General features: G+C 74.1%; 5 protein-coding genes. All 5 read right to left on the reverse strand.

The window, feature by feature from the left end:
* Window positions 1–955, reverse strand: a 955-nt coding sequence (locus tag ACQP60_RS19075) for an RDD family protein (RefSeq protein ID WP_429735848.1), incomplete at its 3' end; no start/stop codon positions are given.
* Window positions 952–3,510, reverse strand: a complete 2,559-nt coding sequence (locus ACQP60_RS19080) for a transglutaminase-like domain-containing protein (protein WP_429735850.1) — start codon at window positions 3,508–3,510, stop codon at window positions 952–954. The genes ACQP60_RS19080 and ACQP60_RS19075, both read right to left, overlap by 4 nt.
* The gene (locus ACQP60_RS19085) at window positions 3,503–4,864 is read right to left on the reverse strand and encodes a DUF58 domain-containing protein (protein WP_429735852.1); all 1,362 of its coding nucleotides are present in this window, start codon (window positions 4,862–4,864) and stop codon (window positions 3,503–3,505) included. Before ACQP60_RS19085 ends, ACQP60_RS19080 begins: the two co-directional genes overlap by 8 nt.
* A 34-nt stretch (window positions 4,865–4,898) precedes the next feature.
* A complete protein-coding gene (locus ACQP60_RS19090; protein WP_429735855.1) occupies window positions 4,899–5,873 on the reverse strand; it encodes an AAA family ATPase in 975 nt (324 codons plus the stop codon).
* 19 nt (window positions 5,874–5,892) lie between these two features.
* Window positions 5,893–11,943 carry an Ig-like domain-containing protein gene (locus ACQP60_RS19095; protein WP_429736185.1) on the reverse strand — a complete coding sequence of 2,017 codons (6,051 nt, stop codon included), beginning with the start codon at window positions 11,941–11,943 and terminating at the stop codon, window positions 5,893–5,895.
* Window positions 11,944–12,093 lie beyond the last annotated feature (150 nt).

The raw sequence follows: 12,093 nt of genomic DNA on the forward strand, positions 1-12,093 counted from the left end.
CGGGCGGCGCGACGGGGGCCGCGCCGCGGTGCACCGTGTGCGCCTCGACCCCGGCGCCCTCCTCGGGCGTCTCGACGCCGGCGGGCCGCCCCGCCGGGTCGGCGGCGCCCGGCACGCCGGTGATGAGGCCGCCCGCAGCCGGCGGAGCGGCGGGGAACGCCCACGGGTCCGCCACGACGGCAGGCACCCGGCCTACGGCTCCGGGCGCCGACGGGGACGCCGGCGCGAAGCTGCGGGGCGCCACACCGCGCACGTCCCGCACCACGCTCCGGGCGGCCTTGTCGTGCCAGCCCTGGCGACGCCCGGACGCGTCGAACGTCGGCGAGACGAGCACCAGCACGGTGCCCACCAGCGGAAGGACTCCGCACGCCGCGAGCACGAGCCAGCGCAGGACGCCGCGCCCGGCGCCGATCGGTCCACCACCGTCGGCGGCGACGGTACGGACGCCGAGCAGCCGGTTGCCGACCGTGAGCCCTGTGGTGCCCTCCCACAGCGCGAGGCCGAGCCAGCCGAGCAGGCTCACGAGCCCGCCCACGAGGGACACCGTGAGGTACGCGCCCGCGGCCTCGCGCGCGGCCGCGTCCGCCCCCATCTGGGTGGACGCCGAGGCGAGGTCGGCCAAGCGGGCGGGCAGGCGAACGGCGACCGCCGTGATCGTCGCGGCCACGCCGGCGAGCAGCGAGAGGACCAGCAGGTCCAGCACGTAGGCGCCCGCGCGACGGCCCACGCCGGCCAGCGGAGGCTCCCCGGCGGGCTGCTGCGGCGACGCCGCGCGAGCCACGTCGTCCGGCGCGCGGCGCGTGCGCTCGCGCAGCTCCGGCTCCGTGGTGACCTCGAGGCTGCCCGTCGGCGGGCCCGGGGTGCGGTAGGCCGTCGCCACGGTGGGCGTGCCGCACACCGAGCAGAACGCGCCGCTCTGCTCGGAGGCGCCGCACGCGGTGCACGTCGTCGTCATCGATCCTCCTGCCGCCGCCCGGGCCGGGCGCCGTCCTTGCGGCGCCGGGCGCGTGCCATCCTGTCATGCAGCGGGCGCACGACCGCCCGTCCGAGGCGTCCCAGCGCCGCGGGCACGCTCGCCAGCGCCCGACGGGCGACGTCGCGCAGCGGAGGCGCGTCCGCGCCCCGCACGGACCGCAGGGAGAGCCGTGCCGCGACCCTGCGGCGCCAGGGCACCCCCGCGCGCATCGTCACGACCACGTCGTCCACCTCGGCCCAGAACTGCGACACCTCCTCGTCGGAGGGCACCCCGGCCCCGAACACGGTCGCGTCCGCGCGGTGCGCGAGCAGCGTCGTCGTCGGCGCCGCCGACGGCACCTGGTCGGCCAGGATGCGGGCGCCCTCGCGACGCGTCGCGGCGCGCGGCACGCCCGCCCCCAGGTCGGTCGCGGCGTCGACGACCTCGCGCCAGCCGCCGCTCACCCGGTCGGCCGCCACCGGCGCCGTCCTGCGCCTGCCTCGCCGGCGGCGCTTGTAGCCGAGGATCAGGAGCAGGGGGGTCGCCAGGACCGCGAGCGGCAGGGCGACGGTGACGGCGATCATCGCCACCTGCCGCCAGTCGATGGCGGACTGGTCCTCGTCCTGGTCCTCTTCCTCGACGTCTCCCGCCTCCGCCTGCGGCGGCTCCTCGGGCGACTCCGGCGACTCGAGGACCGGGGGCTTCGGGACCTGCTTGGAACGCGGCAGCGGCTCCACCTTGTTGTCCTCGTCGGGAATGACGTCGAACGGCACCCAGCCGTAGCCCTCGAAGGGCACCTCGACCCAGGCGTGCACGTCCCCGCCGGTGACGGTGTACGGCTCGCCGGCCTGGACCGCGTCCTTCTCCGGATAGAACCCCATCACCACGCGTGCCGGGATGCCCGACTGCCGCGCCATGAGCGCGAACGCGACGGCGAACTGCTCGTCGTCACCCACCATCTCCTCCTGCGCCAGGAGCGTGTCGATGCGGGCGGCCGAGTGACCGGGCCGTGAGGGCGGCTGGTTCTCCAGGCCGCTGGAGTACACGCCGGTCGCGACGAGGGTGTCGCGGATGTTGACGAGCCGCTCGAACGGCTCGGTCGCGTCCGCCGCGAACTGCGCGGCCTTGGCGGGCACCGCGTCCGCCACGTCCTGCGGCTTCGGCAGGGCCACGTCCTCGATCGGTACCGAGGCCAGCTCCTCCTCCGTGGGCGGCGGCGACACGATCGCGTCGATCTCGTACGAGTCGCCCGGCCGCAGCCCCGCGGTGGTCAGGGCCGTGCCCGACGTCGCGTTGTAGTAGGTGCTGGACGCCAGCTCCGCGGCGCGCTCCCCGGAGAAGCTGATGCCGCCCAGCTGACCGACGTCCGGCAGCCAGACGCCCCCGTACCCGGTGACGGTGACCTGCACGGTGCTGCGCGTTCCCGGCGCGACCGTGTCGACGACCTCGCCGGCACGGTTGAACACGCCGGCGGCGCCGCCGCTGGACGCGTCGTACACGGTGCCGGCGTAGGTGTCGAGGGTCGCGAGGCGCACGCGCCCGCCCTCGGGCATGCCCGTCACGGTGAACAGCTCGGCGTCCTTGAGGTCCTTGGTGTAGTGCCGGAAGCCGACCAGCGGGCTGGTGTACTGGTGCAGGTCGAGCGGCGGCGTGATCATCTCCCGCAGCGCGACGCGCTCCCCGGTCGCGGCCTGCGGGGCGAGCGCGACGGCGGCGACGCCGCCGATCGCCAGGAGCACGGCGCCGCCGCGCAGGCGCTGCGCCCGCAGTCGCCGCGTGGCCGACCGGCTCGCGTCGGAGAGCAGCCGGTTGGCACCCATCCGGCTCTCGGCCGCCCGCCACGAGGCCCACAGCAGCCCGATGACGGCCACCACGAGGCCCTGCGCCAGCGGGTACGCCGGCAGGATGGTGCCGAGCAGCGCGACGCCGGCCAGCGCCACCACCACCGGCAGCAGCGCCCAGGCGGCGAGACGCGCGCGCCACGCGATCGTCCCCGCCAGCACCCCGGCGAGGAGGAGCAGCAGGTACGGGACCACCGCCAGGTCGGGGAACGACGCGAGCGGCGGCACGGTGGTGACGAACTCCTTCCATCCGTGCACCGCACCGAGCGCCAGCTCCTGCAGCGTCGTCAGCGAGGGCAGCACGCCGCCGATCGCCGTCTCCGGCAGGGCCAGCACGCCACCGAGGAGGAAGTAGGCGAGCACCGTGGTGGCGGCCGTCAGGAGCACGGACCATCGCAGCCAGGCGCCCAGCCAGGCGACGAGGAGGCCGGCGACGGCGCCGCCGAGGGCCGGCAGCAGGTAGCCGGTGGTGCCCCAGGCGGGGCCGAAGCCGACGGCCACGGCGCCGAGCAGCAGGAGCAGCACGGCGCCGTCCACGGCCCCGGCCCCGGTGAGCGCGCGAGGACGGTCGCCGTCCCGGCCCCGGGCCCGCGTGGTGCCGGCCCGCAGCGCGGTGCGCGACGTGCCGCCGGTGCGCCCCGTCCCGCCGGTGTGCCCGGGCGTCGCGGCGTGCGACGTCCGGTCGTCCGGCGCGGGGGCGGTGCCCTCAGTCATTCATCCTCCGCAGCGCGTTCGGCAGGTCCGCCAGCTCGCCGAGCGTGAGCACCTGCATGTCGGCCACCCGGCCGCGGCTCACCGACGCCCCCGGCACGCACTGCATCGCGACGAGGCGGGCGTCGACGGGCAGGCGCACCGCTGCGGCCCGCAGGTCGGTCGGCGTGACGCGGCTGCCGACGACGACGGCGACCACGGACGCGTCCGTGACCGTCGCCGTCGCGACGCGCGCCACCTCCGCGAGGCTGGTGCGTGCCGGCGTGAGCTCGAGCCGGGTCAGGTCGTCGAGCAGGCGCGTGCGGTGGTCGCCGCGGACACGGCCCTGCTGGACCAGCACCGTCAGGCCGCCGTCCTCCCGGATCGCCTGCAGGCCGAGGGACCCGCACACGGACACGGCGAGCTCGAACTCCTCGGGGTCGGCGTAGTCCTCCTCGCGGGTGGACAGGATGACCGCGAGCCGCGAGCGGCGCGTCTCCTCGAACTGCCGCACCATGAGCTGGCCCGTGCGGGCCGTGGACTTCCAGTGGATGTGCCGGCGGTCGTCGCCGGGCACGTAGTCACGCAACGCGTGGAAGGACACGTCGGAGTCGGAGATGTCCGGGGTGACCCGGCCCTCCAGGTCGTGCAGCAGGCCCGTGGACGAGCCCGAGAGCGGCAGCGTGCGCGGGTGCACGAACAGCTCCTCGGGCTCGGTCCAGGTGAGCTCGCGGCGCAGCAGGCCGAGCGGGTCGGCCCGCACCGAGCGCACCGGGCCCAGGGGGATCACGGCGCGGCGGTGGGTGGGGACGGCGAAGATCTCCTCGTGCTCGGCGTCCGGGCGCAGACGGGGCACCGGGAAGGTCGCGATCCCCTGCCCCACCTGGAGCTCCATGACCGCGGGCAGCATCGTCCGGGACGAGCCGTTGCGCACCAGCAGCCGGCCGACCGCACGGTCGCCGACCACCACGCGACGCGAGGCGACGTCGAGGGTGACGTCGTAACGCAGGCGGCCGAGCACGAACGCGACCGCGCCGAGCAGCGCCACCGTCACGGTCACCGCGACGACGGCCCACTCCTCCCACCGCAGCACGAGGCCGGCCGCCCACGCGGCGGCGGTGAGGGCGAGGACGGTCCACCCGAACGGCGAGACGACACCCAGCACGGGCCGGGCGCGGGCCCAGCCGCGCAGCGCGACGTCGCCGGCGGCGCGGGACATGCGCCCGAGCGCGTCGGCCGTGCCGCGCGCCCCGGCGGCGAGGCCGCGCGCGGCACGACGGTGCGGCCGGTCCGCGGGCGCCGCGGCCGGCTGGTCCGGGGTCGAGTCGGCGGCCGGGGCCGCCGGCGCCTCGGTCTCCCGCTCGGTGGTGGTGGTCATGAGATCTCCGGGTCGGTTCGCTGGTCGGCTCCGGTCAGGCAGTCCGGCGCTCCTGCGGGGCGGCGACGTCGCTGAGCAGCCTGGCGATGGTGCCGTCGGCGGTGGCCCCGCCGAACTCGGCCTCGGCGTCGAGGACGAGTCGGTGCGCCCACACGGGCTGCACGAGCTCCTTGACGTCATCCGGCAGCACGTAGTTGCGCCCGTGGGCCGCGGCCCACACCTTCATGCAGCGCACCAGGGCCAGCGCACCACGCACGGAGACGCCGACGTGCACGTCGGCCGCCGCGCGGGACTCCTCCGCCAGCCGCGAGACGTACTCGAGCACCGCCGGGTCGACGTGGGTGGCCGCAGCGAGCGAGGCCATCTCCACCACTGCATGCCCGGTGATCACGGGCTGGAGGGCGGCGCTCCGGTCACGCACCGCCGAGCCGGCGAGGATCTCGACCGTCGAGGTGAGGTCCGGGTAGCCGATCGACGTCTTCATGAGGAAGCGGTCGAGCTGTGCCTCGGGGAGACGGTACGTGCCCGCCTGCTCGATGGGGTTCTGCGTCGCGATGACCATGAACGGGCTGCCGGCGGCGTGCGTCACGCCGTCCACGGTGACCTGCCCCTCCTCCATGACCTCCAGCAGCGCGGACTGCGTCTTGGGCGAGGCACGGTTGATCTCGTCGGCCAGCACGATGTTGGCGAAGATCGGGCCCTTGTGGAACTCGAACGTCCCCGACTTCTGGTCGTAGATCGTCACGCCGGTGACGTCCGACGGCAGCAGGTCCGGCGTGAACTGGATGCGGTTGTTGGTGCCCTGCACGCTCGCGGCCAGCGCGCGGGCCAGCATCGTCTTGCCGGTGCCCGGCGCGTCCTCCAGCAGCAGGTGGCCCTCCGCCAGCATGCACGTCAGCGCGAGGCGGATCTGGTTCTCCTTGCCGAGCACGGCCTGCGCCACGTTGCCGACGATGCGGTCGAACGTCTGGGCGAACCAGCTCGCCTGCTCGGGGGTCATGGTGGTCATGCGTCGATTCCTCCGTGGTTCACCAGGTCATCCTGGGGGTCGAGAAGCTCTGTCCGTTCACCGTGCCCGTGATCCACACCTGTTCTCCTGGTCCCCCGAAGTAGCACCAGGCGTCCTTCGGGCCGGCGTTCCCCGAACCGTCGGTGCGGGCGCGGCTCCCGTCGGCCCAGTTGGTCTGGGTGTTGCCGCTGAACCCGTTCGTGCTCGACTGGCAGGTGTACCGGATGTCGGCGTTCGCCGGCGCGTCGCGGATCGTCAGCGTGAGCCAGCGGCAGGACGAGTGCGTGCACACTCCCCATCGGGTCTCACCGACCGCGTTCGAGCCCTTGCCGACGGTGTAGGTGGGCTGCGGCTTGGCCGCCGACGTCCCGGACGCGCAGTTCTCGGCCCGTTGCCCCTCCGTGTCGGTGACCGTGACGCAGATCCGCTTGGTGTCGGAGTATCCGGCCGCCACCGACTGGTTGGACCCACTCTTGGCGGTGCTGGAGATCGCGCCGCTCACCCTGACGGAGATGTCACGTCCGTTCGTGCTGGTGGACCACGAGAACGTCACCCGCTGGTCCTGTCCGCTCACCGCGCTCACGCTCGGTGTCGGCACCGGCCCATACGGAGTGACCGCGTTCGAGTAGTCCGTCCATGCCGAGCAGCCGCCCGCGTTGCAGCCCTGCACCCGGAACCGGTACGAGGTGCCGTTGGACAGCCCGTTGAACGCCATCGACGTGCCGCCCGAGGTCGCCGACTGGCCCTTGTCGGTCTGGACGGTGTACGTGACGGCGGCCCCGTTGTCGTCGGACGCACCCCAGGACACGTTGGCCTGGCCGTTCGTCCCCTTGACGCTCGCGCTCGGGGCACCGGGCACGGTCGGCTTGCCGTACGGCTTGACCGCGTTCGACTGGGGGCTGGTGCCGCCCTTGCCCGCCTTGTTCTCCGCGGTCACGGCGAACGTGTACTGCGACTTGGTGTCGAGGCCCTGGAACGTCGTCGATGTGCCCGACACCGTGCGCGTGTCGACCTTCGAGCCGCCGCGGTAGACGTCGACGTGGTAGTTCTTCACGGCGTCGCCGTTGTCCTTGGGCGCGGGCCACGAGACGCCGATCTCGCCCCCGTCCGGCGCGATCTCCGAACTGGCACGCGTCGCCGTCGGCGCGCCCGGCGCGTCCGGCGGCCCGGCCGGGATCTCCGACGTGGACCAGGCGCCCCAGTCGGACGGGTCGGGGGCGGAGTTCACGGCCTGCACGCGCACCTTGTAGGCCACGCCGTTGGTCAGGCCGTCCCAGACGATGCGCTCGCCGGTGACGCCCACCTTCTGCGTCTCCCCCGACGCCGGCGCCGGGGAGATCTCCAGGTTGACCGAGGTGATCGGCGACCGGTCCGTGTACGACGCGTTGGCCCACGTGACCGTGAGCGACTCGTCCCCGAACTCGAGGGTCGGTGCCGCCGGCGGGTCGGGCTTCTCGTCCGGGCGTGCCTCCGCGGACGCCGGCGAAGGCTTCGAGTCGCCCACCTCGTTCGTGGCCTGCACCGTGAACGTGTACGTGACGTTGTTCGTCAGCCCGTCCAGCGTGCACGTCGTGGTCGCGCACTCGAACGTGTCGCCCTGGCTCGAGGTCACCGTGTACCCGGTGATCTCCGCCCCGTTGTTCTGGGGCGGCGTCCAGGACAGCACGACCGTCTGGGACCGCACCTCCTCGACCTGCGGCGTCGACGGCGCCTCGGGCACCCCGAGCACGTTCACCAGGACGCGGCCCTCGACCTCGCGATCCGGGTCCTGCGTCGCATCCTGCACCGTGTAGCGCACCACCATCGTGCCGACGAAGTCGGCCTTGGGCGTCACGACGACGGAGTCGCCGTCCACGACCGTGCCGCCGCGCCCGGTCTCGACCACGGGCTGTCCGACGATCTTCAGGGGGCCGCGGTCGGTGAACGGGTTCGAGTCGTTCGAGAGCACCGGCACGGAGACCGGCTTGCCCTGGTGCGCGTCGTCCACGCGGTCCTCGACCGCACGCGCCAGCGGGCGCGTGGACGCCACGACGGTGACGGTGAGCTCGCCGTCCACGGGCGGGTGCTCGTCGTCGGTCACCGTGTACGGCACGGTGAGGACGGTCCCCTTCGCCACGTCCGGCTGCGCCTCAAGCGTCACGCGGGCCCCGGAGAGGGTCGCGCCGAGCCCGCCGGGCAGCCGGCCGAGCTGGAAGCGCAGGTCGTCGTCGTCGGGGTCGGTGGCGAACCGGCCGAGGTCGACCACGCTCTCCTCGCCCGCGGCGACCTCGCCGGACGGGTTGCCCGCCTCCGGCGGCAGGTTCTCCGGGGGCAGCACCGTGATCGGCAGGGTGAGCAGCGCGACGGCGCCCTCCGGGTCGTCGACGGACGTGCCGTCGGTGACCTCGAACGTCACGGACGCGGGGCCGTCGTACTCCGCGCGCGGCGTGTACGTCAGCGTGGTCTCGCCCGTCACCTTGACGGTGCCCTCGGTCGCGGTGACCTGGTCCTCCGTCGTCAGGCGCGGGGTACGGCCCTCGACCACGAGGACGTGGTCGGTGATGTCCACGTCGAGCGTCTCGCCCGAGACCACCTCGAGCGGCGCCTGTCCCGGCTTGAGGATCGGCTGGGTCGATTCCATGCCCGGCACGACGACGAACGCCTTGGCGGTGAGCCCGTCCACGTCCGTCACCGTGTAGGTGATGACCTGACGGCTGCGGGTCAGCGGGACCTCGAGCGCGCCGTCGGCGGTGACGGTGACCCCGGCCGACGCCACGTCGGTGCCCACGGCGACCTCGAGGTCGTCCGCCGCGCCGTCCGGGTCCTCGTCGTTGTCGAGCACCGGCACGGTCACCGACGACTTGCCGAGGATGCTCGCCACGGGCACCGAGTCGTCGCGGGCGATCGGCCGCAGCAGCGGCGCGTCGTTCGCCACCGTCACGCTCACGGACGCGGAGGCCCGTGCGGCGTAGGTGTCCTCGATCGCGTAGAAGAAGGTGGTCGTGCCCTCCTCGGCCGGTGTCTTCACCACGATGCGCTCGTCGACGACCTCGGCCTTCAGGTCCTCGCCGCCCTCGACCGCGCCCGGCACGAGGCCGATCTGGTCGCCGTCGGGGTCGGCGTCGTTCGCCAGGGCGGGCACCGCGACGCGCCGCTCCGGGCGCACCGTGATCTCGTCGTCCGCGGCGACCGGCGGCTGGTTGGTCTCCGGGGGCTGCGCGATGCCGACGCGGATGACGCCGGTGGCGACCTCGCCGCGCGCGTCCTGGACGGTGTAGCGGAACGAGTCGCTGCCCTTGGCGTTCTTGCCGGCCTCGTAGTCGACGTAGCCGTCGGTCACCTCGGCCCGGCCCTGCGTGGGCCCGGTGGCGAGACCCGTGAGCTGCACGGAGTCGCCGTCCGGGTCGATCCCGTCCAGGGGCACCGGGATGCGGGTCGTGCCGCCCGACAGCACGCGCGCCTCGACGTCCTGCGGCACGGGGGCGGCGTTCTCCTTGCCGCCGCGGATGTGGATCGTGACCTGGGCGGAGTCCTCCTGCCCGTTCGGGTCGCGCACCTTGTAGATCGCGTAGGCCGTGCCCTGCTCGGCCCCCGCACGGAAGCGCAGGCGCCCCTCGGAGACGAACAGCTCGCCCTGCGCCGGGTCGACGGACTGCTCCAGCTCGTCGTCGAGCGTGAGCTCCAGCCCGTCCGGGTGGGTGTCGTTGTCCAGCACGTCGATGTTCACGTAGTCCCCGACGCGCACCGTGACCTCGTCGGCGGCCGCGTTCGGCGGCTGCAGCCGGTCCGGGGGCGGCACGGGCAGCACGCGCACCTCGCCCGTCGCGGTCTCCGTGCCGTTCGAGACCGTGTACTCCAGCACCACCGCCTCCGCCAGGCGGCGGGTCTCGGTGAGGCGCAGCATCTGGTGTCCGAGGACGGCGACGCTCAGCCCCGAGTCGTCCGGGACGCGTACCGACTGCACCACGAGCACGCCGCCCGCGGGGTCGGTGTCGTTGGCCAGCACGTCGACCAGGGTGGAGCCGCCCGCGGGCAGCAGCGCCGTGTCCGCCACCACGACCGGCGCACCGGTCGCCGCGTCCGGGTCCTGCACGTCGACGCGGACCACGCCCGTGGTGGACGACGGTCCGTCCGTCACCTGGTAGAGCACGTCGTAGGACTTCGGCTCCTGCGCCAGGAAGGTGAACGTGCCCGCGTCGTAGTTGCGGGTGATCTCCGCGGGAGCGGCGTCGCTGACGTTCGTCAGGCGCAGGTCGTCGCCGTTCGGGTCGGAGTCGTTCTTCAGCGGCGCGATCGTCACGGGCTGCCCGGCGGTGACGACGACGTGGTCGCCCACGGCGACCGGCGGCTCCTGGCCGCCGAGCACGTCCACCCACAGCGTGCCCTCGACCACGCCGCCCAGCCCGTCGCCCACCGTCAGCGTGACCTTCTTGCGGCCGGTCGCGGACCCGCCGTCACGGAACTCCACCGTGCCGTCCGGGTACGCGCGCACCTCGTCGCCCTGCACGGTGGGCGCGGCGGTCGCCAGGTAGACGTCGTCGCCGTCCCGGTCGCGGAAGTACGGCAGCACCTTGATCTGCGCGGAACCGCCCTGCTGCACGCGCAGCACGGGCTCGCCGGTCTGCTCCGGCTTCTCGTTCTCCGCGAGCGGCACCACCCGCAGCGCGACCTTCGCCTGGTCGGTACCGCCGCGGCCGTCGGCGACCTCGTAGGTGAACGACGCCGAGCCGGACGCGTCGGACGGCACCACCACCTGCAGCGCCTTGCCGCCCAGCACCTGCTGCACGGTGAGGCCCTCGGGCTGGTCGCCCTCCAGCCGCGCGGTGATGACGTCGCCGTCCGGGTCCAGGTCGTTGGCGAGCACGTCGAGCACCGTGGTCCGGCCGGGGCGGACGCCGAACGAGTCGTCGTTGGCCTCCGGCGGGTCCTGCTTCTCGCGGTCCACGACCGTGTTGTCGACGAGCTCCGGCTTGGCGTCCTCGGCGTCCTCGTCCTGGCCCTCGGCACGCTCGGGGAGCTTGATGTCCCAGTCGTCGACCTTCTCGTACTCGTCGAGCGCCATCCACAGCGTGCCGGCGGTGAGGTCGTTGAGCACCACGGCGTTGCGGTTCACGCGGTAGGCCAGGACCGTCGTCTGGTCGATGCCCTTGAGCACGTCGTCCACGTCGCGGTCGGTGCCCTCGCAGTCACGCACGATCTGCCCGGTTCCGGACCACGCGCCGTACAGGCAGCCCCCCAGCTGCACCGGTTGCGCGGGCGAGCCGGACGCCTGGCGCTGGGTGGCGGCGCCGCCGCCCAGCGGCTGCAGCACCAGCGCGCTCGACGTCGCGTACGCCACCGACGCCGTGGGCGCGCCCGGCAGCTGGAGCTGCGCGCCCTGCGCGTCGGCGACCTCCACGACGTCCCCGCCGGGCAGGCGCAGGCGGCCCGACGTCCGGTCGAGGACGACCACGTCGTCGCCGACCGTGGTGAGCACGACGTCGTCGCCCTCGCTCAGGAGGTCGAGCGTCGAGGTCCGCGGCTCCTCGCCGGGCTCCACCGTCCACAGCACGTCCCGCTCGGGCACCACGGCGTACGCCGTGCCCGACTCGGAGACGACGACCTCGGCGGCGCCGTCGAGCTCCGCGGTCGGGTCGTCCTCCGCGGTGTTCAGCCCGGGGAGCCGGTCGAGCGTCGTGACCCACAGGGCGCCCGTCTCGTCGTCGACCACCGCCGCGCGCCCGCCGCCCATGGCGACCTTCGCGCCTGCGGGGACCTTGGTCGTGGAGGCGAACTTCAGGCGCGCGACGTCCACCACGCTGGCGCTCGACGAGCCGTCGTCAGCCACGAGCACCTGCCCGGCCTGCTGGTCGACGTCGAACGCGGAGCTGCCCGCGAGCAACGTGCCGTCGAGGGCCTTGGCGTCGGTGTTGAACCGCCCCACGAGGCCGGAGGCCTGGTTGGTGACCCAGACACCCGAGTCGTTGAGATCGACGTCGGCCGTGGCCTCGCCGTCGTACAGGACGGCGGCGGCGACCACACCCGCGGACAGCGCGAGGACGACCGTCGTCGCGATGCTGGAGCGACGGTCGCCACGCAAGCGCGTGAGCACGCTCAAGATTTCCCCCGATGTGATGGCGCCCCCGGCCGACAGCTTCCGTCGGCGGCACTCAGCGCCCGCACAGGATAGCCAGGCTTACCCCGCGGGGGACAGCCGTTCCCACCCTGCGGGCATGGGGAGAGCTCCCCATGCCCGCAGGTG

This window comes from Isoptericola variabilis (genome assembly GCF_050311655.1).
Lineage (GTDB): Bacteria > Actinomycetota > Actinomycetes > Actinomycetales > Cellulomonadaceae > Isoptericola > Isoptericola variabilis.